Here is a 25399-nt window from a genome sequence, read left to right as displayed (position 1 = left end):
GCGCGGCGCATAATATAGCGCAGCGACAGATGAACCCGACATGAAAATGACGGCGAAGCTTCGGCGTAAATCATGACAATTCCGAAAGAAATGCCGTTAGCGCCGGCACTTGCGCGCAGCCTCATTTGCTCCCGCTGCGGCACAGAGTTCGGCTGCGATCTGTCGGGCACCTGCTGGTGCGCGGAGGAAACGGCGCGGCTGCCGATGCCGGTCAAGGGCGAGGATTGCCTGTGCCGGGCGTGTTTGCGCAAGGCGGCGGCGGAGGCGAGCGCTGCTGGTTAGGCGCAAGACGACGCCGGAGAGTGAGCGTGCCCTACACCGCAAATCCCGGCGACTTCCGCGCCATGCCGTCGAACGCATCCAGCAGCTTCTCGCGCCAGGCGTAGACCGGATCATCCGTTTCCAGCAGCTTGAACGGGCTCACCACGCGCGCCCATTGGAATCCGCCGAACACGATGTAATCGGCATAGTTCGGCGCCTGCCCGCCGAGAAAAGGCTGCGTCTTGAACGTCTGCCGCATGATCTCCAGCGATTTGCGGAACGCGACGACGCCGGTGTCGCGGCTCGCCTGGACCTCTTCCAGGCTCTTGCCGAACCGCGCCTCGCGCGACCTTCGGAAATAGGCGGCATCGACCTCGCCGAGGTTGTTCGGGATATCGGCGATAACAAGCGGAGAGAGACCGCCGACGATGGCGATGTCGCCCCACGCATTGATCATGCGCGCCATGGCGCGGCCGCCCTCGCCGCCGAACAGCGACGGGCGATCCGGGAAATTGTCATCGAGATAATTCGCGATGGTCCAGGAATCGACCACCGGCTTGTCGTGATGCAGCAGCACCGGGACCCTCTCCGAGCCGTGCGGCGCGATCGCGCTCTTCTCGGTGAAGCGCCAGGGCAGCGTCTCCGCCGATAGACCCTTATGCGCCAGCGCCATCCGCGTGCGCCAGCAATACGGGCTGAACGGGCGTGCGGCGTCAGTGCCGACGAGCTCGAAGAGTTTGAGTGACATGGTTGGCGGCCTCCTCATGCTCCGTCATTGCGAGGAGCTCGTGACAAAATTGCAGAGCAATTTTGCACAGATGCGACGAAGCAATCCAGACTGCCGCCGCGGAAGCATTCTGGATTGCTTCGCTGGCGCTCGCAATGACGATGTGGAGGCGGCAGTGCGCGTCACCGCCCGTTGGTGCGCAGCAGCCTCTCGCCGCCTTCCGTCACCGCGATGACCAGCCCCACGCCCGGCAGCGTCTCGCGCGCGACGTAGCCGCGGTCGGCGGCGTCTTCCCAGATGGTGAGGCGCGGGCACGAGGTCTTCCAGGTCGCGATCACCTCGGCATAGGCGCGTGGCTCGCGTGCGACCCATTCGACGAAATCCAGCACCAGCGGATCGGCAGTCTCGCTCATTGCAAACCTCCCTTGTCGAAAGCGGCCAGCACGGGGGTACGAACCAGCAGCCAGCCGCCATAGGCGATGTAGTAGCAGGCGATGGTGGTGATCAGCTTGTTGGACCAGGCGATGAATTGCTGGTCGGTCATGGCTTCGAGGATGCGCCGTGCCAGCGTGGTGCCGAGCATCGAGGCTGCAATGGCAACGCCGGCGAGCACGGGATCGAGGCTCGCGGCCTGGTCGATGATGCCGCCGAAATAGATCAGCTTGGTGAAATGGCTGACGAGCTGGCACATTGCTTTCGTCGCCACCTTCTCGCGCCGGCCGAAATCGCCGCCGAGGAAGAAGGTGTCGAGCAGCGGGCCGGAGACGCCGGTCATCAGCATCAGGCCCATGCAGATCGTGCCATAGACGGTGCCCTGCCAGAGCCTGTCGGGGTCCGGCTTGATGTTCGCCGGCAGCAGCCGCGCCATGAACGGGGTGACGCCGAGCAAGAGCAGCGCCGTCGGCTTGTCCGGCACGTAGCGGGTGAGCGACCAGGCCGCGAGCGCAACGGCAGCGCCGACCATGTAGTTCGCGACCGGCCGCCAGCGGATATGCGCTCGCCACAAAAACGCGCGCCAGCCGTTCGAGGCCATCTGCGTGATCGCATGCAGCACCATCGCGGTCGGCAGCGGCATCAGGGCCAGCAGCACGCCGATCAGGATCAGCCCGCCCGCCATGCCGAACAGGCCCGACAGGAACGCGGTGGCGACCATCAGCAATCCAAGGGCAGCGATCATGATGGGCGTCACGAGAGGATTCTCCTGCGGTAGCAAGTAAGGGACGCAGACTGCTTCACTCCCTCGCCCCGTTCTTACGGGGTCGGGACGAGCGTAGCTCGCCCTGAGAGGGTGGGGTGAGGGGCTGCATCCGCGATCACGGCGAGAGTGAGACTCGCGGAGAGTCCCCCTCACCCGGAATTTGCTCTCGCAAATTCCGGCCTCTCCCCGCAGGCGGGGAGAGGCGAAGATCGCGGTGGCTGCCTCGAAACACAACTTGGAATTACTCTCATTCTTGTGCCTCGCTTGCCCCGCCAGCGCAAACTGAGTTATCTTGCCCTGGCATCAGCTTTCCTGAGGGTATTGCACAAGGGTCTTGCATTTGCGGCGGCTGCTGTTTCTCAACGGCATCAAGGCATTCGAGGCGGCGGCGCGGACCGGCAGCTTTGCTGCGGCCGGGCTCGAACTCAGCGTGTCGGCGGCCGCCGTCAGCCGCATGGTGCATCTGCTGGAAGAGCGGCTCGGCGTCGCGCTGTTCGAGCGCAAGGCCAACCGCCTGGTGCTGACGCAGGCCGGCCGCGCCTATCAGAGCGGGCTGACGCCGATCTTCGACGCGCTGGCAAGCCTGACCGCGCAGGTGACGGCGCCCTCCAGCGTCCGCGTGCTCACCATCGGCGTCGGCCACACCTTTGCGATGCGCTGGCTGATCCCGCGGCTGTCGGAGTTTCGCAGCGAGGAGCCCGACATCGAGGTGCGCTTCACCACCGGCGGCGCGCTGGTGCCGTTCGGCGAGGACTGGAATTGCGGCATCAAGCTCGGCACCGGCGATTGGCCCGGCCTCGTCGCCGAGCCGCTGTTTGCCGGCGACCTCACGCCGGTCTGCGTGCCCCGCCTCGCCGCTTCATTGAAGCGACCGGCCGATCTCAGGGGACCCAGCCTGATCCGCGTCGCGCACTCGCCCGAGGACTGGCCGATCTGGCTGAAGGCCGCCGGCCTTGCGCGCATCAACGCGCGCGGACCGGAGTTCCAGTTCTACGGCCAGGCGCTGCAGGCCGCCGCCGACGGGCTCGGCATCGCCATGGGGATCCGGCCCTATATCGACGACGATCTCGCCGCCGGGCGGCTGGTCGCCCCGTTCGACCTCTCCGTCCCTAAGGGCATGCGCTGGTACCTGCTCTATCGCAGCTTCCAGACCGAGCAGCGCGACTTCGCCGCGTTCCGCCGCTGGATCATGCGCGCGGCATCGGAACCCGCGGCCCGTCCCGTGCGGCGCGCCGGCCGCAGTTCCGCGCGGAACTGACGCTGCGGGTCAAAAAAGCCGGCCCCGTGTGAACGGCTTCACATCCCAAAATCCGCGAACGTGGTCCCTTGCCCCTCCAACAAGACACGTACGGACCACTTTGGGGACTAGCAATGACGACCCTCTACGACGGCTTTGACATCGAATCCTTCGAAGCTGGCAAGGGGCTGTGGCACGCCCGCATCCGGCGCGCCGATTTCAGCCCGTTAGCCATCGACGGCGTGCTGTTTCCGGCCATGGAGGTCGGCTTCGCCTGGCCCGACCAGGACGCCGCGATCGCCGACGCCAAGCACCACATCGATCGCTTCCGCCGGCGCGCCGACCGCGACGACGAATAGGCCTTTCAACACAGCGCGGCGTGAAACGAGGAACCGGTGATGTCGTCTATCGAGATCGAAGAGACCCAGCCGCTGGCCCGATCCTACGCCCGATCGGTGCTGTCGAAATGCCCCGACTGCGACGGCGATCTCACCGTGCTCCGCGTGATCGGCGGCCGCGCCGGATGCGAGTACTGGACCATGCGCTGCACCGATTGCGGCGGCATCCATCTCGACGTCCTGAAGCCGCGCCAGGCGGTCGAGGACGACGACGGACCGCTGCCGGCGGCATGAGCGCTGGAACGGCGACAGGCCTGCTGCCAACCTGCTGTCAGCAGCCTGAGCATGGCCGGGCATTCGCCCTTTTCTGAGGGGCGGACTCGTCCCATATTCGCCCCATGGCGAAGAAACCTGCATCCTCCGAAAAGTCCGGCAAATCCCCCAAAACCAAGGCCCCCAACTCGAAGGCACATCGGCCTGACGTGCAGCCGATCGGGCCGGCGCTGGCCGAATTGCTCAATCCCGCGATCAACCGCGGCGATGCCGGGCTTGGCTCGGGCACCGGCCTGCAGCCGCCGCCGGACAATTCGCGCGACCGCCGCGCCGGCGGCGAGGCCGCCGCGCATCGCGCGAGGGCCTCGACGCCGAAGGAGTTTCCGAGCGACCGCCCGGCGGGACTGGACGAGGCGCCGCAGGCCAATTACGGCACCGCCGCCACGATCCCGACGCTCGATCCGGAACTGGCCCGCCAGCTCGGTCTGCCCACCGAAGAGGACGATGCGGAAGCGCTGGCGCGTCCGCCGCGCAACAAGATGGAGGCGCTCGGCGTCAAGGCGACCGCGGAGGCGCTGGAGTCGCTGATCCGCGAGGGCCGCCCGGAGTTCCGCAAGAACGACGGCTCCATGAAAGTGTGGACGCCGCACCGGCCGCCGCGCCCGGAAAAGTCCGAAGGCGGCGTGCGCTTCGAGATCAAGTCATCCTACGAGCCGCGCGGCGACCAGCCGACCGCGATCGCCGAGCTGGTCGAGGGCATCGAGCGCAACGACCGCTCGCAGGTGCTGTTAGGGGTCACCGGCTCCGGCAAGACCTACACCATGGCCAAGGTGATCGAGGCGACGCAGCGCCCGGCGCTGATCCTGGCGCCGAACAAGACGCTCGCCGCCCAGCTCTATGGCGAGTTCAAGAACTTCTTCCCTGACAACGCGGTCGAATATTTCGTCTCGTATTACGACTACTATCAGCCGGAAGCGTATGTCCCGCGCACGGACACGTACATCGAGAAGGACTCCTCCATCAACGAGCAGATCGACCGCATGCGCCACTCGGCGACGCGCGCGCTGCTGGAGCGCGACGACGTCATCATCGTGGCGTCGGTGTCCTGCATCTACGGTATCGGCTCGGTCGAGACCTATACCGCGATGACCTTCGCGCTGAAGAAGGGCGAGCGCATCGACCAGCGCCAGCTCATCGCCGACCTCGTAGCGCTACAGTACAAGCGCACCCAGGCCGACTTTACCCGCGGTACCTTCCGTGTCAGGGGCGACATCATCGACATCTTCCCGGCCCACTATGAAGACCGCGCCTGGCGCGTGAACCTGTTCGGCGACACCATCGAGGCCATCGAGGAGTTCGATCCGCTCACCGGCCACAAGCAGGACGAGCTCGAATTCATCAAGATGTACGCCAACTCGCACTATGTGACGCCGCGACCGACGCTGGTGCAGGCGATCAAGTCGATCAAGTTCGAGTTGAAGCAGCGGCTCGACCAGCTCCACGACCAGGGGCGCCTGCTGGAAGCGCAGCGGCTGGAGCAGCGCACCACCTTCGATCTCGAGATGATGGAGGCGACGGGGAGCTGTGCCGGCATCGAGAACTATTCGCGCTACCTCACCGGACGCCGCCCCGGCGAGCCGCCGCCGACGCTGTTCGAATATGTCCCCGACAACGCGCTGATCTTCGCCGACGAGAGCCACGTCACCATCCCGCAGATCGGCGCCATGTTCCGCGGCGACTTCCGCCGCAAGGCGACGCTGGCGGAATACGGCTTCCGTCTGCCCTCCTGCATGGACAACCGCCCGCTCCGCTTCGAGGAGTGGGACATGATGCGGCCGCAGACCGTCGCGGTGTCGGCGACGCCGAGCGGCTGGGAGCTGAACGAGAGCGGCGGCGTGTTCGTCGAGCAGGTCATCCGCCCGACCGGACTGATCGATCCGCCCGTCGACATCCGCCCCGCCCGCACCCAGGTCGACGATCTCGTCGGCGAGGTCCGCGCCACCGCGCAAGCGGGCTATCGCTCGCTCATCACGGTGCTCACAAAACGCATGGCGGAGGATCTCACCGAATATCTGCATGAGCAGGGCATCCGTGTCCGCTACATGCACAGCGACATCGACACCATCGAGCGCATCGAGATCATCCGCGACCTCCGTCTCGGTGCCTTCGACGCGCTGGTCGGCATCAACCTGCTGCGCGAAGGCCTCGACATTCCCGAATGCGCGCTGGTCGCGATCCTCGACGCCGACAAGGAAGGCTTTTTGCGCAGCGAGACCTCGCTGATCCAGACCATCGGCCGCGCCGCGCGCAACGTCGACGGCAAGGTGATCCTCTACGCCGACCAGATGACCGGCTCGATGGAGCGCGCCATCGCCGAGACCAACCGCCGCCGCGAGAAGCAGGTCGAGTACAACACCGCCAACGGCATCACGCCGGAGAGCGTGAAGAAGCAGATCGGCGACATCCTCAACTCGGTCTACGAGCGCGACCACGTGCTGGTCGAGGTCGGCGGCCACGACATGACCGACGACGTCATCTCGATCGGCCACAATTTCGAAGCCGTGCTCGCCGATCTGGAAACGCGCATGCGCGAGGCCGCCGCCGATTTGAACTTCGAGGAAGCCGCCCGCCTCCGCGACGAAGTCAAGCGCCTGCGCGCGACGGAGCTTGCGGTGGTGGACGATCCCACCGCAAAACAGCGCGCGGTCGCGGGCAAGGCCGGCGCCTATGCGGGCACGAAGAAGTACGGCGACGCCGCGAATTTGCCGGTGAGCGCCATGAAGAAAAAGACCGTGAGCTCCGCGCTGAAGGCGAGCGGCGGCGGCAGCGGCTCGAAGGTGCACAAGCCGCATCTCGACGAGATGCACGGCCCGGAATCCCTGCCCTACCGCGCCAACCAGACGCTGCCGTCAAAGCCGTTCGGCAGCACCAGCCGGATCATTCAGCCGACGGATTCGAGGCAGTCGGGGCCGGAGTTCGGGCCGGCTCCGAAGTCGACGGGTGGGGCGCCCGAAAGACGGGGTGGGTGGAAGAAGAGGTAGAGATACTGGCAGGGATGTGAGCTTCATACCAAGGGATAGCAACGAACGGTTGCACGCTCCCCAAATATGTATAATTTGACCTCCCTCGGGGGGAGTTGAAATGCCTGATATTGTTTTGCCTTTTCTGAAATGGGCAGGCGGAAAGCGTTGGCTAGCTAGCAATTCTGAATTTAGGATTCCTGAGTTTTCCGGACGCTACATAGAACCCTTCCTTGGCAGCGGGAGCATCTATTTCTCGACGCAACCAAGAGAGGCAATATTGTCTGACGTTAATTCTGAATTGATCGACACTTATCTCGCTTTGAGAGATGAGCACGGGAAGGTTTCGAGACATCTGAAGCTACATGCTCAAAGCCACTCGAAGAGTCACTACTACTATGTCCGGGACGAAATGAAGCCTCGGTCGACTGCAGGTCGAGCAGCACGCTTCTTGTATCTGAACCGAACCTGCTGGAATGGTCTTTACCGTGTAAACCTGAAGGGAAGATTCAACGTGCCCAAAGGCACAAAGTCGAACGTCATCATGGAGACGGACGATTTTGAAGCGGTGTCCCGAATTTTGCGCAATGCAAGGCTGCTCTGCTCCGATTTTGAAACCGTCGTTGATCAAGCTCAAAGCGGTGATTTCATCTATGCGGATCCGCCATATACAGTCCACCACAATATGAATGGCTTCATCAAATACAACGAAGTGCTGTTCTCCTGGGAAGATCAACAACGCCTGCGATCCGCGCTATTGAGGGCAAGCAAGCGGGGAGCGAAGTTTCTTCTCTCAAACGCCGATCATGCGTCGGTTCGTGAACTCTATACCGATGTAGCATCAATCAAAGTCGTAAACCGGGCTTCAGTTATCTCCGGCGATCGCGCCGCCCGAGGCACCACGACGGAATTACTCGTATGGAAGTAGGCTCGCTTAAGAAATTTGGCCGGCTCGTAGCTGATCGTATCGCAGAGGCCATATCCGTTTGGACGTGGCCGTTCCTAGAGTCCTTTGCCGAAGTTTGTATCGTCATCATCGTTGGCGTCGCGCCATTTGTCCTCGCCGTCATTCGTCACAACGCCACGAGTGGCAAGGATGCCGACTTCGACATCAACACCGTGTTTGCTTCGTCCTTTTCTGGCGGCCAGCTATATCTTTACGCGTTTTCTCTACTCGGCACGCTGCTTTGGTTATCAATATTCAAGTGGACAGTGCCTCAGCGCGCCTACAAGTGGATTCTCGGCCTTATTGTGACGTTAGCCGGCTTTCTTATCGCAGCACTGGGCGGCATTGATCCAACATTCTCAACGATCAACAACACTGCCATCGTCCGCCTAAGCTACTACTGCTATGCACTCTTTGTTGTCATCTACTTCATGCTTCTGATTGGCGAGAAGGAAAAGCCGCCATCAGCTCGGTCAACGCTGCGGCAAGAGGCCGACGCTCTGGTAGACAAATTGAAGGCCCTCGGTGACGGCAATGATTGATCGCAAGAGCAAAACCAACGCGCAAGAATTGAGAATTGGCGCCGTCGAGGTCAAGCAGCCCATAGGATCGTTCTACCTCGGCTCGGTAAACGCTTATGACTTACTTGAGATCTGCAAGTTCGATTTCAGGCGCATCGATGAGAGCGGCGGATTCAAGGAATTCCTAGGATTTCAGCGCAAGCTTGACTTGAAACGGGTGAAGGAAATCGAGCAGTACATTCAAACCGTGGACGCAGTGTTTCCGACCGCCATCGTCATTTCAGTGGACGATCGCTGCGCATCTTTTGAGAAAAGCAACAATCTAGTTCTTCGTCCCTACGTAGATTCGGAAGACGATGATCTTCGTATAGATTACGCGGACATAGCGAGCATTATCGATGGGCAACACCGCCTAAAGGCATTTGAGAACGTCAAGGACTTGGATTTCGACTTAAGCGTCGCAGTTTTCATAGGGGTTGACGAAGCGACCAAAGCAGAAATTTTTTCGACTGTGAATTTGACGCAGACGAAAGTAAACAAGAGTCTTGTGTACGATCTCTTCGCGCTTCGAAAAGCGCGCAGCCCCGAGAAGACGTGCCATGAAATCGTGGTGGCTTTGGATAGCCTCAAGAGGAGTCCATTTGAAGGAAAGATCAAGCGGCTCGGGACGGCAACCGAGGGAAGGTTTGGTGAAACCCTGTCCCAAGCCACCATTGTCCGCGGCTTACTTCCCTATATTACGAACGACCCGCTGAATGACCGAGATGTTGGAAAGCGAGTTGGCTTTTGGGATCCGATCTCTCCCGAGCAGCACAACAAGAGAATCTTCTACGAATTCTTCCGCAACAACGAGGACGAAAAAATCCTAGCCAACGTCCTAAACTATTTTTCTGCAGTACACGATCGTTGGCCTGACGCCTGGGAAAGCACCGGCAGGGGAAATATCCTAACAAGAACCAACGGATTTAATGGCCTCATCCGATTCTTCCGTCCTGCCTATCTCTATTTCACGACCCAGCCAAAGGTGATCAGTAAAGACAGATATTCCTCTCTCTTTGCCAAGGTGAAACTGTCGGACGAAGACTTTAACACCGACAACTTCCCGCCGGGCGGAAGCGGCTCTACCAAACTCTATCGAACGCTGCTTGAGCAAAGCAGAATTGATCGTGATTGAGCGCGCGCATTCGTTCGATCACGGATGCACTCAGCTCTCCCTCGCAAGCGGGATAGGAGGCGTGTCCTTCGCGACAATCGAGCGAATCTGATTACGGATTTAATCTGTCACCCCACGCTCGCCGTCACCACCGCCATCACCGACAGCAGCAGCACGATGGTCACGAGCTGGAGCGAGGCGACCGGCTGGGTGCGCCAAGCGGTGATCTTGTCGGAAAGCGACAGATGGGCCTCGAAGAACTTTGGCTCGTAGACGGTCTTGAAGGGGGCGGGGAAGCTCGGGCCGAGGGTCACGGCCAGCATCGCGTGGGCGAGCGAGGCGATCGCGACGAAGATGGCGACGCCGGGGTCGCCGACGAGGTCGTGGTTGCCGACCAGCTTGAGCAGGAAGGCCGCAGTGGCGAAGGTCGGGAAGCTCTGCAGCGTCGCGATCAGCGCGAGGCCTTCGAGCGCGTTGTGCAGGCGGGACTTTCTCGCGGCGGCGATGGCGGCCATGGCACGTCTCCCTGATGACATGGGGATGACGATAGCTGCGAGGCCCGTGGGGTGATGTGAGATGGATCACGCCGGTTGGCCGGCGGGGACTTCGCCTCTCCCCGCGTGCGGCAGCGCTATCGCATGTGACTCTTGGCTGCCGCCTGAGCGCGCGCCTCGTCCTTCGAGACGGCGCTTACGCGCCTCCTCAGGATGAGGCTAATCGGCGTCGGTGCCTGTTGAAACTGCTGCCGCGAACTCCGTCCTCATCCTGAGGAGCCCGCCTAAAGCGGGCGTCTCGAAGGATGGCCGCAGGGAAAAGCTCTCAGCAAGGCGCGTCAAGCGATATGCACTCGGCGTCATCGCCGGGACGCGAAGGCCGCTCGTTTTCTTGCAGGCGAGCACACTCGCAACCAATAGTTGTCCCCCATGAACCGGGCATTGCGCCCGCGCGTCATAGTCTGCAATCAGCCCTGTGTTCTCAAGGATTGAAGCACGCGCGGGCTGCGCGATAGCGTTCGCGGGTCATGGGCAATGAGGGCGGCATGACGGTTGAATCGTTGAACAGGCAGCGTGTCGTGCATCTGCTCGACGCCTTTGCGCGCGGCGACATCGAGGCCGCGCTGTCGTGCTGCACCGACGACGTCGACTTCCTCACCCACGCTCCGATCGACGTGCTGCCGCACATGGTGCCGCGGCACGGCAAGCAAGAGCTGCGCGAACTGTGGCAGACGATCTGGTCGCGCTATTCGGAAGTTCGCTACAAGGCGCCGCACATCCTCGCCGACGGCGACGAGGTCGCGATCTACATGCAGACCCATTTCAAGAAGCGCAGCAACGGCCGCGTCGTGCAGTTCGACATGGCGGTGTTCTACACCTTCCGCGGTGGGCTGGTGGCGGAGATCCGCGAGATCATCGATTCCTACGACCTGGTGCAGCAGGTGCTGGAGCGCGAGATCGGGCCGCTGATCATGGGGGCGCGGGTGGATTGATCCTTCTTCCTTCTCCCCTTGCGGGAGAAGGTGGCGCGAAGCGCCGGATGAGGGGTTCTCTCCAAGAATTCAAGCGCGAGAGCATTTCTCGCGGAGAGAGACCCCTCACCCGTCTCGCCGCCATCGCGGCGAGCCACCCTCTCCCGCAGGGGGAGAGGGAAGAGAGTCCCCGTTTGAACCTCCCTCCCTGCCGCCGAGACCCATCCCGGGGCGTTGTGCGCGCCGGCGGGGCGATGGGCCGATGAAAGTCGTGTTGCTTGCTGTTTTGGGGCTGTTCCTGGGGACGCTGGGCGGGGCTGCGCTCGGGATCGGGGCCGGGCTCGCTTTCGTCGAGATCGCGCAAACCACGAATTTCGAAGGCCAAAACGGCATGCTGGTGTTCTTCACCTTCATGCCCTTGGGCGCGGCGATCGGCGGCATCGGCGGCGCGGTGCTGTTCGGCCTGCTGGCGCTGCGGGACGATGCGATCGCGATCGAACGGGAACCCGCGGCTCACGGGGACCGGTAGATTACGGGGTTTTGTTGTAAATCTCACAAAGCGCGCTCAATTGTGCATTGCGAAAACGTGAATTGCGTTTTGGCCGAAATCGGTTATTCCGTTCGCATACAAATGAGTTGAGCGCCCCGGGGCACCTTTACGGTGCATGGGGTCGTTTTTCGTTTTTTCTGCAAGCCAGCGTCAGGACTGCCCCAAATGACAGAGCACAGCCTCTGGCGTTTCTCGCGCGCATTGCACCGTGCGATCAACGACCGGCACTTTAGGGATATCGAGGCCCTGATCGACGAGGACGTCGAGTGGGCGCTCTATGGCCCGATCGACATGTTTCCGTTCCTCGGCGCGCGCCAGGGCAAGGACGCCGTGCTCGACGTCATCCGCCAGCTCGCCGACAATTTCCAGGTCCGCCGCTTCGACCGGGAGAGCATCATGCTGGGCGTGGATTCCGCCGCCTCGATGCTGCGCTATTCGCTGACGGCGCTCGATTCCAACAAGCCGATTTCCCTGCGCGTCGCGCAGTTCGCCCAGTTCAGGGCGGGCAAGCTGATCAGCATGCGGGTGCTGATCGACACGTTCGACCTGGTCGAACAGGCACTCGGCCGCGCCATTCATCTGCCGAAGATGACCAGCGTCGGCTGAGGGGGACGCCAACGGGTCCCGCTGTTCGGGACCGATGACAAGGCGACCGCGACGTCCTGGCCTCCAGCCCCGCCGGATGCCGTCGCAGGCAAGCCGTCATCGGGCGCGCGCTCTTCGCGCGGCCCGTTGGTTCGCGTCCCCAGGCGTCTCGAGGCGAGTCGCCACAATTTCGCAACGATAGGTGAGCATCCTCGCTGCGGAATGGCGCATGGTCATTGCGGCCGCTATGTATCGGCGGACGGCATGCGCTGGGGTTCGTGGGCAGGACGATGGAATTCTCGACGGGTTTTGGCTGGGCCAGGCTGCCGGTGCTGGCGGCCGCATTCATCCTGGGATCGGTGCTAACGGTCTCGGCGCAGATCATTCCGCCCTTCTCCCCGCCCGCGGCTGCGCCCGACGAGGAAGCCGAGGCGGCCGAGGCCCCCGATGTCAACGACCCCGACGTGATGAAGGGTATCGACGTCGACAAGCTCGACTGGAGCCAGCTCGCCATCGACGCCGGCACGCTCAACGACATCATCGCCGCCAAGAAGCGCGCGCAGGCCGCGGCCAATAGCGGACTGAACTGGTCGTCGAACGCCAATGCCAACGGCTCCTCGGCGGTGACGGTGAAGCAGTCGGTGTTCGAGTTCTGGGATACGCGGATCGGCGCCGACATGACGGTGGCGAGCGAGCCGAGGACGATGTCCGAGCTCCTGGCACAAAAGGCCGCCAATGGCGGCAGCCTGCCGCAGCCCTCCGGCAGCGCCTGGGCGACCGCGACCGCGCCGGGCGCGGGGGTGATCTGGGACAAGACTGCGGTGGAGGCCCGTGTCGACCCCGGCTCCGAGCAGAGCAAGATCGGGGCATCGCTGACCAAGTCGGTGCCGCTGTCGGGCGACACACAGCTGACGCTGCAGAACGGCTACAGCGTCAACCAGCAGGGCACCACCGCCGTCCCCGGCATCGGCGGCCACATCACGCGCAATTACGAGACCGATCAGTCCGCCAAGGTCACGCTCACCGACACCGGCACCAGCATCACCGCAGGTCAGACGCTGTCGACCACCGACGACAAATGGCTGCGCAAGTTCGGCGCCGAGCAGAAGCTGTTCGACAACGTCACCGTCTCCGGCTCGGTCGGCGAGACCTCGCAAGGGGCGATCAACAAGAGCGTGACGGCGGGCTTCAAGAAGAGCTGGTAGTTTCGCCTCTCCCCGCAAGCGGGGCGAGGGAGTGAGGCACCGGCCGAGCCGCGCATCCACTTCGCTGCTGGAACCAGCCTTTACACTCCCCTAACCATACGCCACGGCAAAACCCCCGAATGGTCCGCCCTTGCCGCATCTCGGCCCCTTTGCGGTCAAAATCCGGCGCCCTGATGCGGGCTGCCTTACAGACATCGTCGTGCGGGGGACACTCGCGCTGCGCTCAACGCGAACAGAGGAACAACGATGAACGCCACCCGTCCGGAAAAGATCGAAGCCACCGAGACCGAGACGGTCGACACCAATCTCGCCGCGGTCTCCGAGGTCGAGGCCGGCATTCGTGATTTCGTCCGCAACGACATCGCCTATCTGCGCCGTCCGGCGTCGACCACCGACGCGCCGCCGCTCGATCCGAGCGCGGAGGCCACCGTCACCAACGTCAACTCGCTGATCCAGCGCGTCGCCGGCACCTCACTCGCCGAGATCGAGAACCTGATCTCCGAGCTCGAGAGCCTGCGTGACCTGCTTCATGCCGAGGGCCAGCGCGTCCAGCGCGAGATCTCCGGCTACGCCCAGCTCAGCCAGGCCGCGATGAAGTCGACCCGCATGATCGCCGACAACGTCGCGCAGTGGAAGCGCGCCGCCGACGGCCTGCGCAACAGCTGATCGCTGCTACGACGCATCATTGGCCGCCGCGTTCCCGGAAGGGAGCGCGGCGGTTTTGATTCATGGCGTGTGATGGGTGCACACTCTCCTCAACGAAGGTGTCATCGCCCGGCTTGACCGGGCGATCCAGTACTCCGAGACGGTGAGGCAAGAACCGACAGGCCGCGGCGTACTGGATGCCCCGCCGGAGCCTGTCATCGGGCTCGCCGGAGGCGAGACCCGGTGGTGGGGCATGACTGCGGAGGCTTTGAACCCGCCGCCCCTTCCCGGCGACCAATGCCAAGCGCCATTGGCCGTTTCGGCCGGGCTCAGGGGACAATTCAGATGGAAAGCATTCGGCCCGACACCACGGACCCCATACCGCTGCGGCCCGCGCCGAACCAGATCGGCACGATCATGCTGCGCTTTGTCGGATTGCTGGCGGTTGCGATCGCGGTGCTGGCGTTCGTCTATAGCCGCTGAGGCGGGGCTGACGGCCCCGGAACGTTAACGGTCAGCGTCGACCGTCGAGGCTTCCAGGGTGTAGCCGCCGTCCGCATAGCCCTTCACCACCATGCCGGCGACCAGCATTACGGCCAGCGTCGCGGTCGCAAAGATAAATCCAACAAACTTGAGTGCGCCGCGGTCAGCCATGGTCCTCGTCCCCTGTCCTCTGTCTATTCGTTCAAATAGACAGCGACAGGTTCATAATTGGTTAGCAACTCGATGGTCCCGGCAATTGCTTCGCGGTAACCATGTTGCGCAGGCTTATGACAGCCGGTCCGAATAGCGTCCATAGCGCGCGGGCAACACTCGCGCACTCATTTGTCCGTTCATCCTGGAACTGATCTAAGCCGTCTTTCGCAGCGGCACGAAGGCGCTGGCGGTGATGGCGTAGACTTCCTCGCCGCGCTGGTTGGTGCCGGTGGTGCGGGCTGTCAAAATGCCCCAGCCGGGACGCGAGGCGGAGGTGCGCTTATCGATGACTTCGTTGACGTAAGAGACAGTATCTCCGGCGAGCACCGGCCTGATCCAGCGCAGGTCGCGAAAGCCCGGCGACGGGCCCCACACCGCGACCTCCTCGCCGCGCGAGGCGGCCTCATGCGCCAGACGCTGGCCGTCGGCGACAAGCAGGCTCATGCAGGCCGAGCCGACATGCCAGCCCGAGGCGGCGAGCCCGCCGAACAGCGAGTTCTTGCCTTCCTCCTCGTCGAGGTGAAAGCGCTGCGGATCGAATTTGGCGGCGAATGTCTTGATGGACTCCGCCGTGAACGTGTAGGCGCCGATCTCGCGGCGCTGTCCGATCGCGATGTCTTCGAAGAACCGCATCAGACCGCTCCCTCGCGCCGCTTGATCAGGATCGGCGAGGTCATCTCGGCGAGCGCCTGCCCCGCCGCATTGCGCGCGGTGCATTTGAACTTGACGATACCGAGCCCGGCACGGCTCTTCGAGACCCGCGCCTCCAGCACGTCGACGTCGAGCGTGAGATCGTCGCCGGGCCTGAGCGGCGAGAGCCAGCGCACCTCGTCGACGCCGGGAGACCCCAGTGACGCGGCGCGGGTGATGAAGCCGTCCGCCATCATCCGCATCATCAGCGAGCAGAGGTGCCAGCCCGAGCCGGACAGGCCGCGCAGCATGCTTCTGGCCGCAGCGTCCTCGTCCAGGTGCATCGGTTGCGGATCGAACTCGGCGGCAAAGGCCAGAATCTCGTCGCGGGTGACGTGACGCGGGCCGAATGTTCCGAAACGGCCGAGCGGGAAATCTTCAAAGGTCAGGGTCATCTTGGGATTGCTGTGCGGAAATGACAGATTGTGGCCGCACTTTGCGGCAATCTCAACCCGCCGGCCCGCATGGCTCGTGCTACATACGGGGTATCGGCGTTGATTTGAGTCGGATCGATCGACGGCCGAAACCCGATTTGCCTGGGGAGAGCAATGTTTTCATTCAGCGATCTATTCCAATGGGACCGCTTCATCACGCCGACGATCATCAAGACCTTCTACTGGCTGGTGATCGCGCTGATCTGCCTGTTCGGCCTCTCCGGCATCTTCTCAGGGCTGGCTGCGATGGCGATCAGCCCGTTCGGCGGCTTCCTGGTGCTGCTGTCGTCGATCGCGAGCGTCGTGGTCGGGATCGTGTTCTCGCGCATCGTCGCCGAGCTGATCCTGATCGTCTTCCGCATCAACGAGCATCTCGGCGCGATCAGGGACCAGGGATCAGGGATGCGCTAGCCCGTCATTCCGGGGCGCGCGCAGCGCGAACCCGGAATCCATCGGGCCTCAGAATAAATGGATGAATGGATTCCGGGCTCGCGTCCAAGAGGCGCGCCCCGGAATGACAGCTCCGGCTTACGTATTGAACCGGAAATGCATCACGTCGCCGTCGGCGACGACGTATTCCTTGCCTTCGAGGCGAAGCTTGCCGGCATCGCGGGCGCCGGCTTCGCCGCCGAGGGCGACGTAATCGTCAAACGCGATGGTCTCGGCGCGGATGAAGCCCTTCTCGAAGTCGGTGTGGATCACGCCGGCAGCGCCTGGCGCCTTGGTGCCGCGATGGATGGTCCAGGCGCGCGCTTCCTTCGGACCAATCGTGAAATAGGTGATGAGCTGGAGCAGCGAGTAGCCGGCGCGGATCAGGCGGTCGAGACCGGCCTCTTCGAGGCCCAGCGTCTCCAGGAAGTCGGCGCGCTCTTCACGCGAGATCGTCGCGATCTCGGATTCGATCTTGGCGGAGATGACCACGGCAACCGCGCCTTCCTTCGCCGCCTGCTCCTCGACCGCCCTGGAGAAGGCGTTGCCGGTCGCGGCCGAGCCTTCCTCGACGTTGCAGACATAGAGCACGGGCTTTGACGACAACAGGCCGAGCATCGAGAAGGCACGCTCCTCCTCCGGCTTGCGCTCGACGAGGCGCGCGGGCTTGCCCTCGCGCAGCAGCACCAAGGTGCGGTTGACGAGGTCGAGCTGCTCCTTGGCGTCCTTGTCGTTGCCCTTGGCCTTCTTGGTGAGGTTGTCGACGCGCTTCTCGAGGCTGTCGAGGTCGGCGAGCATCAGCTCGGTCTCGATGGTCTCGATATCGGCGAGCGGCGCGATCTTGCCCTCGACATGGGTGATGTCGGAATCTTCGAAGCAGCGCACGACATGCACGATGGCATCGACCTCGCGGATGTTGGCGAGGAACTGGTTGCCGAGGCCTTCGCCCTTGGAAGCGCCGCGCACGAGGCCGGCGATGTCGACGAAGGTCAGCCGGGTCGGGATGATCTGGCCCGACTTGGCGATCGCTGCGAGCTTGTCGAGCCGCGGATCGGGTACGGCGACCTCGCCGACATTCGGCTCGATGGTGCAGAACGGATAGTTCGCGGCCTGCGCCGCGGCCGTCTCGGTCAGCGCATTGAACAAGGTCGACTTGCCGACATTGGGCAATCCGACGATCCCGCATTTAAATCCCATGGTGGTCCTCTGAGTCCTAAGTAGGCGAGCTGCGGTTACCGCGCTTGCCAAAGCCTGCAGCCTGCAAAGCGACGTGCACCTTGTTCTGAAAGCTTGAATCTTGATTGCGTATCAGCAGTCCAATGTTTTCCACGATCGAATTGATCATTGGACTTAGCCATTCCATATCCAAGGTTGTAAAGTTGCCAAGGACGTATCCTTCAACCTGGCTCTTATGTATTGGTCGTCCGACTCCAATGCGGACACGTCGATAGTTCGGACCAATCCTTTCGGTGATTGAGCCCAAACCGTTATGTCCCGCATCACCGCCGTCCACCTTGACGCGAAATCCGGCGGGCGGAAGTTCGATTTCATCGTGAAATACGGATAGGTCAGATCGGTGCAGCTTGTAGAAGCTGAGCACACTCAACACCGCTAATCCTGAAGCATTCATGTAGGTCGAGGGCTTCAGAAGCATGACCTGCTCGCCGTCAATCATGCCGGTGGCCAATTCACCCTCAAAGCGAGGATGCTGGCGCCACTGATTGAAGCGATAGCGCTCGGCTATCGCATCGACGACAATAAACCCGACATTATGTCGGTTGAACCGATACTGTGCGCCGGGATTGCCGAGCCCAACAAAGAGTCGCATGACGCGGCGCGCCCCTCGCTCGGCGCGCGGTCAGGGACCGCGCGCCAGCCGTGAGAGATTACTTCTTCTTGTCGCCGCCGGCGGGAGCCTTGGCGGCAGCCGCCGGAGCAGCAGCACCCGCAGCCGGAGCAGCTGCAGCCGGAGCAGCGGCACCCGCGGCCGGAGCCGCACCACCAGCCGCAGCCGCAGCAGCAGCCTTCTGCTCTTCGGCGTAGCCGGACGGCGGCACGATGGTGACGAGGGTCGCGTCCTCGCGGGTCAGCGCCTTCACGCCGGCCGGCAGCTTGACGTCCGACAGATGCAGCGAGTGACCGATTTCGAGCGAGCCGACATCGGCCTCGATGTACTGCGGAATGCTCTCGACGCCGCATTCGAGGTCGATGGCGTGGGCAACGATATTGACGGTGCCGCCGCGCTTCACGCCGGGGGAGGTTTCCGACTTCACCACGTGCAGGGGAACGCTGATGCGGATGGTGGCGCCTTCGCCGAGCCGCATGAAGTCGACATGGATCGGGAAGTCCTTGACCGGATCGAGGTGGTAGTCGCGCGGAATCACGCGGTGCTTCTTGCCCTCGAGATCGATGTCGACCAGCGTGGTCAGGAACCGGCCGGCGAGGATGCGCTGGCGCAGTTCACGATCTTCGATCGAGATCGTGACGGGGGGCTGGTTGTTGCCATAGATCACTCCGGGCACTCGCCCGGCGCGACGCTCAGCCCGGGCGGCCCCCTTGCCGCTCTTCGGACGTGCGGTCGCCTTCAATTCCTTGACGGTCGTCGCCATGTCGTTAAGTCCTTGTTTTTGCAAAAGTTAATGGGCCGCAACGCGGCCCATGGCATGGTCCGCAGCAAGCCTCCAGGGGTGCGGGGGCCGCGGACGTGGCGGGCTTTTACCCGGAAGATGCGGAAATGACAAGGAGAATGGGTTGCCCCGAGGCTCCCACCCTCCCCCTCCAGGGGAGGGTAAGAAAGAGCGTCCTTACGTGGGTGTACCGCCGAGCTTGGCCTCCAGCGCTGCAATCCGCGCCTTCAGGGCCTCGTTCTCCTCACGCGCCAGGCGGGCCATGTCCTTGACCGCCTCGAACTCCTCGCGCTTGACGAGGTCCATGTCGCGCAGGAATTTTTCGGCCTGCGTTCGCATCACCGTGTCGAACTCGCGCTTGACGCCCTGGGCCGCACCGGCGGCATCGTTCATCAGGCGGCCGATCTCGTCGAAAAACCGGTTGCTGGTCTGGGTCATGTCGGTCTCCTGGCGGCCTTGCGATAAACTTTGCGCGAACGCGCGAAAAGACAATGGCAATCCGGTTGGGCCGGTTCAAGAGCGAAGCGGCGGTATCCTTGTCATGCCCCGGTTTCCTTGCAATCGTATTCAACGTCCCTGCATAAGAATCACGAGGCGTCTGCCGGCGCGCTATCGCCGCAATCTCGTCCAGATATAGAAGGCGTGATGCCCTTTCTGCTCATCGATTTTCCCGCCTTCAAGCCGATCGCCGTCGAGATCGGTCCGTTCGCGATCCGCTGGTACGCACTGGCCTATATCTGCGGCATCGTGTTCGGCTGGCTCTACGCGCGCTCGCTGCTGAAGAAGGAGCGCCTGTGGGGCGGCCCCGCGCCGATGTCGTTGCTGCAGATCGACGACTTCATCCTGTGGGTGACGCTCGGCATCATCCTCGGCGGCCGCACCGGCTATGTGCTGTTCTACAACCTGCCCTTCTTCATCGATCATCCCGCCGCGATCTTCAGATTGTGGGAAGGCGGCATGTCGTTCCATGGCGGCTTCCTCGGCTGCGTGGTCGCGGTGATGTGGTTCGCCTGGCGGAGCGGCATCTCGATCCTGTCGCTCGGCGACATCACCACCGCGGTCGCCCCGGTCGGGCTCCTGCTCGGACGGATCGCCAATTTCATCAACGGCGAATTGTGGGGCCGCGCCACCGACCCCAGCCTGCCCTGGGCGATGATCTTCCCGAACGATCCGACGCAACTGCCGCGCCATCCGAGCCAGCTTTATGAAGCCGGCATGGAAGGCATCCTGCTGTTCACCGTGCTCGCGATCATGATCCGCTTCGGCGCGCTGAAACGCCCCGGCATGATCCTCGGCAGCTTCATCCTGATCTACGGCCTGACCCGGATCGCCGGCGAGCATTTCCGCGAGCCCGACGCCCAGCTCGGCTTCCTCTGGGGCGGATTAACCATGGGCATGCTGTTGTCGATCCCGATGCTTATTGTCGGCCTCATACTTATTGTATTGGCAGTGCGGCGCGGTGCGCCGAAGCCGATCGAGGCCGTTCGTTAATTCATTTCGAGAAAGCACGCCGTGACCGACCAGCCGCTACTCAACGAGATCAAGGCGCTGATCAAATCCTCTGGGCCCATGCCGGTCTGGCGTTACATGGAACTGTGCCTGATGCATCCGCGCTACGGCTATTACGTCTCGCGCGACCCTTTGGGACGTGAAGGCGACTTCACCACCGCGCCCGAGGTCAGCCAGATGTTCGGCGAGCTCCTGGGCCTGTGGTCCGCCTCGGTGTGGAAGCAGATGGGCTCGCCGCAATTCCTGCGGCTGATCGAGCTCGGCCCCGGCCGCGGCACCATGATGGCGGATGCGCTGCGCGCGCTCCGCGTGCTGCCGCCGCTCTACCAGGCGCTCCACATCCACATGGTCGAGGTCAATCCCGTGCTGCGCGAGCGGCAGAGTGCGACGCTGTCGAGCGTGCGCAACATCTCCTGGCACGACAGCATCGACGATGTGCCGGAAGGCCCCAGCATCATCCTCGCCAACGAATATTTCGACGTGCTGCCGATCCACCAGATGGTGAAGGGCGAGAACGGCTGGCACGAGCGCGTGATCGAGATCGACCCGAACGGCAAGCTCCAGTTCGGCGCGGCCGCCGAGCCGACGCCGCGCTTCGACGTGCTGCTGCCGCCGCTGGTGCGCGCCGCCCCGGTCGGCGCCGTGTTCGAATGGCGGCCGGACGGCGAGATCATGAAGCTCGCCACGCGCGTGCGCGACCAGGACGGTGCGGCGCTGATCATCGACTACGGTCATCTGCGCAGCGATGCCGGCGACACCTTCCAGGCGATCGCGCGCCATACCTTCACCGATCCCCTGAAGGCGCCGGGCCAGGCCGACGTCACCGCCCATGTCGACTTCCAGGCGCTGGCGCGGGCGGCCGAAGACGTTGGTGCCCGCGTGCACGGCCCGGTGACGCAGGGCGATTTCCTCAAGCGCGTCGGCATCGACACCCGGGCCGCCGCCCTGATGCAGAAGGCGACGCCGGAGGTCGCCACCGATATCTCGGTGGCGCTCAAGCGCCTGACCGATACCGGTCGAAGCGGCATGGGATCGATGTTCAAGGTGCTCGGCATCTCCGAGCCGCGGCTGACAGGCATTGCCGGCCTCAGCGATCTCGAACACGCCGGAGGAAATTGATGACTCTCGCCTCGTCGCTGCTGTCGGCGGTGCCCGGCCTGCGCCATGCCTTCTTCACCCGTGAAGGCGGCGTCTCCAGCGGCATCTATTCCGCGCTGAACGGCGGGCTCGGCTCCAACGACGACCAGGCCCTCGTCGCGGAGAACCGCCGCCGCATGGCCGAGCATGTCGGCGTCGCGCCTGAACGTTTCGTCAGCCTACACCAGATCCATTCGCCCGACGTGCTCATTGCCGAAATGCCGTGGCCGAGCGGACCGCGCCCGAAGGGCGACGCGCTGGTCACGAAGACGCCCGGCATCGCGCTCGGCGTCTCCACCGCCGATTGTGGGCCGGTGCTGTTCGTCGATCCCAATGCCCGCGTGATCGGCGGTGCGCATGCCGGCTGGAAGGGCGCGCTGACGGGCGTGCTGGAATCTACGATCACGGCCATGGAGAAGCTCGGCGCCACGCGCGGCGGCATCATCGCCGCGATCGGCCCGTTGATTCGACAGGACAGCTACGAGGTCGGCAACGAGTTCGTCGCGCGCTTCATCGAAGCGGACGCGGACAACGCGGTGTTCTTCATTCCCTCGGTGCGCGAGGGACACGCGATGTTCGATCTCGCCGGCTTCATCCGAAAGCGGCTGGAGGCCGCGGGCATCCTGATGATCGACGACCTTGGTCTGGACACCTACGCCGACGAGCGCTTCTTCAGCTATCGCCGCTCGGTGCATCGCAAGGAGCCGGATTACGGCCGCCACGTTCACGCCATCGCGCTCGAAGCGTGAACACAAGAGCAACCTCGTGTCGTTCCGGGGCGGTACCCCCGGCCCCGACGACTGTGCGTTGTGTCGCCTCCACCCTAGACCTTAATCGATTTTAACGATATCGCTGCCCTCCATAATGAGGGACGCGTCATCCATCTTGCGCCGCGCGGGTTCGCGCGTGCTGGCGGTCATCCTGCTGGCGGCAGCGACCGCGCTTGGCGGCTGCGCCGGCGGCGGCGGCAATGCCGCCAACTCCTATGCGATGGCACCGAGCACCGGCGCGGGAGCGACGGTCGCGTTCGAATCCATCGACGGGCCGCCGCCGCAGGTGTTCGACCGCATGGTCGGCGTGCTCGACAGCGAATCCAAGCTGCGCAGCCTGTCCGTGGTCTCCCGCGAGGGGACGGCCGCCTACCGCGTGCGCAGCTACCTCTCCGCCCAGGTGGTGCGCGGCAAGACCGTGATTGCCTGGGTCTGGGACGTCTACGACGCCAACCAGCAGCGGGCGCTGCGCCTGTCCGGCGAGGAACCGACCTCGGCCAAGGGCGGCCGCGATGCGACCCGTGATCCCTGGGCCGCCGCCGACGACCTCGTGCTGCGGAAGATCGCCCAGGCCGGATTCAGTGGACTTTCCAACATGATCAACGGGACGCCGGATGCCCCGAGCGCGGCTCCCGGCCTGCGCGGACCGGCGGTGGCGAGCGTGATCAAGGAGGGCCCGGTGCCGGACATGCCGGCCTCGGCGCTCGGCTATGCCGATCGATAACCCCCGCTAAACCACGGGTTCAAGATGCGGCCAAGCCGTTGGCCCGACTCAGGATTTCGAAGGGAAAACGTAGCATCCCGGGTTGCCATTGCGGCCCCCGGCCTGATATTTCCTCGCCCGTCGTAACCGTGCTCCCAGTGGGTATTTTCTGATGTTGAACGTCGTATCCAGCAAAGCGCGGGAGGAAGCGTCCATGTCGGCCAAGAACGGCTCCATCAAGCTCGTCGCCGGCAACTCCAATCCGGCACTCGCCCAGGCCATCGCGCAGGGGCTCAACATGCCGCTGACCAAAGCGGTGGTCCGGCGCTTCGCCGACATGGAGATCTTCGTCGAGGTCCAGGAGAACATCCGCGGCTCGGATGCCTTCATCATCCAGTCGACCTCGTTTCCGGCGAACGACAATCTGATGGAGCTGCTGATCATCACCGACGCGCTGCGCCGCTCCTCGGCGCGCCGCATCACTGCAGTGATCCCCTATTTCGGCTATGCCAGGCAGGACCGCCGCTCCGGCTCGCGCACGCCGATCTCGGCCAAGCTCGTCGCCAATCTGATCACCCATGCCGGCGTCGACCGCGTCATGACGCTCGACCTGCATGCCGGCCAGATCCAGGGCTTCTTCGATATCCCGACCGACAATTTGTTCGCTGCCCCCCTGATGGTGCGCGACATCCGCGAACGTTTCGACCTCGGCAAGGTGATGGTGGTATCGCCCGACGTCGGCGGCGTGGCCCGCGCCCGCGGCCTCGCCAAGCGCATCAACACCCCGCTCGCGATCGTCGACAAGCGCCGCGAGCGTCCGGGTGAATCCGAAGTCATGAACGTGATCGGCGACGTCTCCGGCTACAGCTGTATCCTGGTCGACGACATCGTCGATTCCGGCGGCACGCTGGTGAATGCGGCCGACGCGCTGATCGCCAAGGGCGCCAAGGACGTCTACGCCTACATCACCCACGGCGTGCTCTCCGGCGGCGCGGCCGCCCGCATCGCGGGCTCCAAGCTGAAGGAGCTCGTGATCACCGACTCGATCCTGCCGACCGAAGCGGTGACCAAGGCGCCGAACATCCGCACCCTGCCGATCGCCAGCCTGATCTCGGATGCGATCGCGCGCACCGCAGCGGAAGAATCGGTGTCGAGCCTGTTCGACTAACGCTGTCATTCCGGGGCGGCGCGTAGCGCCGAACCCGGAATCCATCTTGCAGCGATCCGCGTTGATCAATGGATTCCGGGCTCGCGCTGCGCGCGCCCCGGAATGACCACTACTACCCCACGATCCCCGCCGCGACCTGGCCGCGCAGGCGCTCCAGGCCGAGCAACGTCTCGGCGCAGGCTGCCGCGACCTCGACACCCTTGATCGCAAAGTGTCTGCGGAAGAAATCGTAGTGCACCTCGGTCTCGTGGAATTGCTGCGGCGTCAGCACCGCGGAGAACACCGGCACCTCGGTGCGCAGCTGCACATCCATCAGCGCCTTGATCACGGTGTCGGCGACGAACTCGTGGCGATAGATGCCGCCGTCGACGACGAGGCCGGCCGCAACGATCGCGGTGTAGCGCCGCGTCTTGGCGAGCACCTGCGCATGCAGCGGGATCTCGAACGAGCCCGGCACCTCGAACACGTCGACATGGGTGAGGTGGCGCGCCTCGGCTTCCCTTATGAAGGCGATGCGGGCCTCCTCGACCACCTCGCGGTGCCAGCAGGCCTGCACGAAGGCCACCCGCTGCGGCTTTGCGAAGCGCGGATGCGCGACTGCCGGCGGCGGGTCCACGGGAACCGGCGGCGGCGTTTGGTTGGGTTGGGAAGTTTCGGCTTTGGAAGTTTGGACTTGGGGTTCTTGCAACATCTGATTCATGGCTTTCCTCGGTTTAAGGACCAGAATCAGGGCACACGGAACGACAAACAGCCGCATCCTCACGATGCGTCTGCCACCGACCGTTCTCTTTCATCCGGACTTTAACCGTCGGCTTCGGAGTTGCACCGAATCTGCTGACCCTTCCCTTCGGGAGAAATCCTTTTCAGGAGACCCCTTGGGAAGGCGCTCGCGGGCTTGGGCCGTTCGGCCCTTACCGCCGGTGGGGACTTTCACCCCGCCCTGAGAACTTATCCACCCGTTATGGGTGGACTATTCCGAATTATGACCAACAGGGGGACGGCCAGCAAGGACCTTCCTTATGGGTACTACGCATGTGCCTATGACGTCAGGGCGAAACTCTGCGAAAATTCGACAGGGTAGGTCATCGAACAGGCGGGACCGATCCGGCCCC

At 63.5% G+C, this 25399-nt stretch carries 32 protein-coding genes and 1 riboswitch; of the genes, 20 read left to right on the top strand and 12 right to left on the bottom strand.

Annotated features, from left to right (window positions below; translation table 11 throughout):
• Positions 1–72 precede the first annotated feature (72 nt).
• Complete coding sequence (locus GGD63_RS14560) at positions 73–282, top strand: cysteine-rich CWC family protein (protein WP_183243023.1); 210 nt, start codon at positions 73–75, stop codon at positions 280–282.
• Positions 283–313: 31 nt separating this feature from the next.
• On the opposite strand, the gene GGD63_RS14555 is transcribed toward GGD63_RS14560, so the two are convergent.
• The 3 genes from GGD63_RS14555 to GGD63_RS14545 form a co-directional block, all read right to left on the bottom strand.
• Positions 314–1009 carry a glutathione S-transferase family protein gene (locus GGD63_RS14555; RefSeq protein WP_183243021.1) on the bottom strand — a complete coding sequence of 232 codons (696 nt, stop codon included), beginning with the start codon at positions 1007–1009 and terminating at the stop codon, positions 314–316.
• 161 nt (positions 1010–1170) lie between these two features.
• Positions 1171–1401, bottom strand: a complete 231-nt coding sequence (locus tag GGD63_RS14550; RefSeq protein ID WP_183243019.1) for a hypothetical protein — start codon at positions 1399–1401, stop codon at positions 1171–1173.
• Positions 1398–2177: a sulfite exporter TauE/SafE family protein gene (locus GGD63_RS14545; RefSeq protein ID WP_183243017.1), complete on the bottom strand. Its 780-nt coding sequence runs from the start codon at positions 2175–2177 to the stop codon at positions 1398–1400. Before GGD63_RS14545 ends, GGD63_RS14550 begins: the two co-directional genes overlap by 4 nt.
• A gap of 349 nt (positions 2178–2526) precedes the next feature.
• On the opposite strand from GGD63_RS14545, the gene GGD63_RS14540 reads away from it, so the two are divergent.
• From GGD63_RS14540 to GGD63_RS14510, 7 genes are all read left to right on the top strand, one after another.
• Positions 2527–3444, top strand: coding sequence for a LysR substrate-binding domain-containing protein (locus tag GGD63_RS14540; protein WP_183243015.1), 918 nt, complete (start codon positions 2527–2529; stop codon positions 3442–3444).
• A gap of 113 nt (positions 3445–3557) precedes the next feature.
• Positions 3558–3782 (top strand): hypothetical protein, encoded by a 225-nt coding sequence (locus GGD63_RS14535; RefSeq protein WP_183243013.1) that lies wholly within the window; start codon positions 3558–3560, stop codon positions 3780–3782.
• 39 nt (positions 3783–3821) lie between these two features.
• The gene (locus GGD63_RS14530; RefSeq protein ID WP_183243011.1) at positions 3822–4055 is read left to right on the top strand and encodes a hypothetical protein; all 234 of its coding nucleotides are present in this window, start codon (positions 3822–3824) and stop codon (positions 4053–4055) included.
• Between the two features lie 104 nt (positions 4056–4159).
• On the top strand, positions 4160–7075 hold the full coding sequence (gene uvrB, locus GGD63_RS14525) for an excinuclease ABC subunit UvrB (RefSeq protein WP_183243009.1): 2916 nt from the start codon (positions 4160–4162) through the stop codon (positions 7073–7075).
• A gap of 100 nt (positions 7076–7175) precedes the next feature.
• Positions 7176–7982, top strand: coding sequence for a Dam family site-specific DNA-(adenine-N6)-methyltransferase (locus GGD63_RS14520; RefSeq protein WP_183243008.1), 807 nt, complete (start codon positions 7176–7178; stop codon positions 7980–7982).
• Positions 7973–8542 carry a hypothetical protein gene (locus tag GGD63_RS14515; protein WP_183243006.1) on the top strand — a complete coding sequence of 190 codons (570 nt, stop codon included), beginning with the start codon at positions 7973–7975 and terminating at the stop codon, positions 8540–8542. Before GGD63_RS14520 ends, GGD63_RS14515 begins: the two co-directional genes overlap by 10 nt.
• Positions 8535–9695, top strand: coding sequence for a DGQHR domain-containing protein (locus GGD63_RS14510; protein ID WP_183243004.1), 1161 nt, complete (start codon positions 8535–8537; stop codon positions 9693–9695). Before GGD63_RS14515 ends, GGD63_RS14510 begins: the two co-directional genes overlap by 8 nt.
• A gap of 107 nt (positions 9696–9802) precedes the next feature.
• Here GGD63_RS14510 and GGD63_RS14505 read toward each other — a convergent pair whose 3' ends face one another.
• Positions 9803–10189: a hypothetical protein gene (locus GGD63_RS14505; RefSeq protein WP_183243002.1), complete on the bottom strand. Its 387-nt coding sequence runs from the start codon at positions 10187–10189 to the stop codon at positions 9803–9805.
• 524 nt (positions 10190–10713) lie between these two features.
• Between GGD63_RS14505 and GGD63_RS14500 the strand changes: the two genes are divergently transcribed.
• From GGD63_RS14500 to GGD63_RS14475, 6 genes are all read left to right on the top strand, one after another.
• Positions 10714–11160, top strand: coding sequence for a nuclear transport factor 2 family protein (locus GGD63_RS14500; protein WP_183243000.1), 447 nt, complete (start codon positions 10714–10716; stop codon positions 11158–11160).
• 241 nt (positions 11161–11401) lie between these two features.
• Complete coding sequence (locus GGD63_RS14495) at positions 11402–11668, top strand: hypothetical protein (RefSeq protein ID WP_183242998.1); 267 nt, start codon at positions 11402–11404, stop codon at positions 11666–11668.
• Between the two features lie 186 nt (positions 11669–11854).
• On the top strand, positions 11855–12295 hold the full coding sequence (locus GGD63_RS14490; RefSeq protein ID WP_183242996.1) for a nuclear transport factor 2 family protein: 441 nt from the start codon (positions 11855–11857) through the stop codon (positions 12293–12295).
• 269 nt (positions 12296–12564) lie between these two features.
• On the top strand, positions 12565–13479 hold the full coding sequence (locus tag GGD63_RS14485; RefSeq protein ID WP_183242994.1) for a hypothetical protein: 915 nt from the start codon (positions 12565–12567) through the stop codon (positions 13477–13479).
• A gap of 246 nt (positions 13480–13725) precedes the next feature.
• Positions 13726–14145, top strand: coding sequence for a hypothetical protein (locus GGD63_RS14480; protein ID WP_183242992.1), 420 nt, complete (start codon positions 13726–13728; stop codon positions 14143–14145).
• A gap of 324 nt (positions 14146–14469) precedes the next feature.
• Positions 14470–14607: a hypothetical protein gene (locus tag GGD63_RS14475; protein ID WP_183242990.1), complete on the top strand. Its 138-nt coding sequence runs from the start codon at positions 14470–14472 to the stop codon at positions 14605–14607.
• 24 nt (positions 14608–14631) lie between these two features.
• Here the strand turns inward: GGD63_RS14475 and GGD63_RS14470 are convergent, their stop codons facing one another.
• From GGD63_RS14470 to GGD63_RS14460, 3 genes are all read right to left on the bottom strand, one after another.
• Positions 14632–14778: a hypothetical protein gene (locus GGD63_RS14470; RefSeq protein ID WP_018648330.1), complete on the bottom strand. Its 147-nt coding sequence runs from the start codon at positions 14776–14778 to the stop codon at positions 14632–14634.
• Positions 14779–14973: 195 nt separating this feature from the next.
• Positions 14974–15453: a MaoC family dehydratase gene (locus tag GGD63_RS14465; RefSeq protein ID WP_183242988.1), complete on the bottom strand. Its 480-nt coding sequence runs from the start codon at positions 15451–15453 to the stop codon at positions 14974–14976.
• Positions 15453–15905 (bottom strand): MaoC family dehydratase, encoded by a 453-nt coding sequence (locus GGD63_RS14460; protein ID WP_183242986.1) that lies wholly within the window; start codon positions 15903–15905, stop codon positions 15453–15455. The genes GGD63_RS14465 and GGD63_RS14460 overlap by 1 nt, the downstream gene beginning before the upstream one ends.
• Positions 15906–16058: 153 nt before the next feature.
• Here GGD63_RS14460 and GGD63_RS14455 point away from each other — a divergent pair, with 153 nt between their 5' ends.
• Positions 16059–16355, top strand: a complete 297-nt coding sequence (locus tag GGD63_RS14455) for a DUF4282 domain-containing protein (RefSeq protein ID WP_028134403.1) — start codon at positions 16059–16061, stop codon at positions 16353–16355.
• Positions 16356–16472: 117 nt separating this feature from the next.
• Here the strand turns inward: GGD63_RS14455 and ychF are convergent, their stop codons facing one another.
• From ychF to GGD63_RS14435, 4 genes are all read right to left on the bottom strand, one after another.
• Entirely contained in the window at positions 16473–17570 is a 1098-nt protein-coding gene (gene ychF / locus GGD63_RS14450) for a redox-regulated ATPase YchF (protein ID WP_183242984.1), read from the bottom strand.
• 16 nt (positions 17571–17586) lie between these two features.
• Entirely contained in the window at positions 17587–18201 is a 615-nt protein-coding gene (pth, locus tag GGD63_RS14445) for an aminoacyl-tRNA hydrolase (RefSeq protein ID WP_183242982.1), read from the bottom strand.
• Positions 18202–18259: 58 nt separating this feature from the next.
• The gene (locus tag GGD63_RS14440) at positions 18260–18982 is read right to left on the bottom strand and encodes a 50S ribosomal protein L25/general stress protein Ctc (protein ID WP_183242980.1); all 723 of its coding nucleotides are present in this window, start codon (positions 18980–18982) and stop codon (positions 18260–18262) included.
• Between the two features lie 195 nt (positions 18983–19177).
• Positions 19178–19438 carry an accessory factor UbiK family protein gene (locus tag GGD63_RS14435; protein WP_091886723.1) on the bottom strand — a complete coding sequence of 87 codons (261 nt, stop codon included), beginning with the start codon at positions 19436–19438 and terminating at the stop codon, positions 19178–19180.
• Between the two features lie 207 nt (positions 19439–19645).
• On the opposite strand from GGD63_RS14435, the gene lgt reads away from it, so the two are divergent.
• The 5 genes from lgt to GGD63_RS14410 all read left to right on the top strand — a co-directional run bounded on the left by lgt (position 19646) and on the right by GGD63_RS14410 (position 24287).
• Positions 19646–20491 (top strand): prolipoprotein diacylglyceryl transferase, encoded by an 846-nt coding sequence (gene lgt, locus GGD63_RS14430; protein ID WP_183242978.1) that lies wholly within the window; start codon positions 19646–19648, stop codon positions 20489–20491.
• Between the two features lie 21 nt (positions 20492–20512).
• Positions 20513–21628 (top strand): SAM-dependent methyltransferase, encoded by a 1116-nt coding sequence (locus tag GGD63_RS14425; protein WP_183242976.1) that lies wholly within the window; start codon positions 20513–20515, stop codon positions 21626–21628.
• The gene (pgeF, locus tag GGD63_RS14420; protein ID WP_183242974.1) at positions 21628–22395 is read left to right on the top strand and encodes a peptidoglycan editing factor PgeF; all 768 of its coding nucleotides are present in this window, start codon (positions 21628–21630) and stop codon (positions 22393–22395) included. Before GGD63_RS14425 ends, pgeF begins: the two co-directional genes overlap by 1 nt.
• A 115-nt stretch (positions 22396–22510) precedes the next feature.
• Entirely contained in the window at positions 22511–23140 is a 630-nt protein-coding gene (locus tag GGD63_RS14415; RefSeq protein WP_183242972.1) for a hypothetical protein, read from the top strand.
• Between the two features lie 193 nt (positions 23141–23333).
• On the top strand, positions 23334–24287 hold the full coding sequence (locus GGD63_RS14410) for a ribose-phosphate pyrophosphokinase (protein ID WP_183242970.1): 954 nt from the start codon (positions 23334–23336) through the stop codon (positions 24285–24287).
• Positions 24288–24399: 112 nt separating this feature from the next.
• On the opposite strand, the gene GGD63_RS14405 is transcribed toward GGD63_RS14410, so the two are convergent.
• The gene (locus GGD63_RS14405) at positions 24400–24987 is read right to left on the bottom strand and encodes a 6,7-dimethyl-8-ribityllumazine synthase (protein WP_183242968.1); all 588 of its coding nucleotides are present in this window, start codon (positions 24985–24987) and stop codon (positions 24400–24402) included.
• 78 nt (positions 24988–25065) lie between these two features.
• A riboswitch (FMN riboswitch) is annotated at positions 25066–25239 on the bottom strand.
• Positions 25240–25399 lie beyond the last annotated feature (160 nt).

This window comes from Bradyrhizobium sp. cir1, from assembly GCF_014198245.1.
Lineage (GTDB): Bacteria > Pseudomonadota > Alphaproteobacteria > Rhizobiales > Xanthobacteraceae > Bradyrhizobium.
Note: the sequence above shows the minus strand (reverse complement) of the source record. Positions and strands in the feature narration are given on the sequence as shown.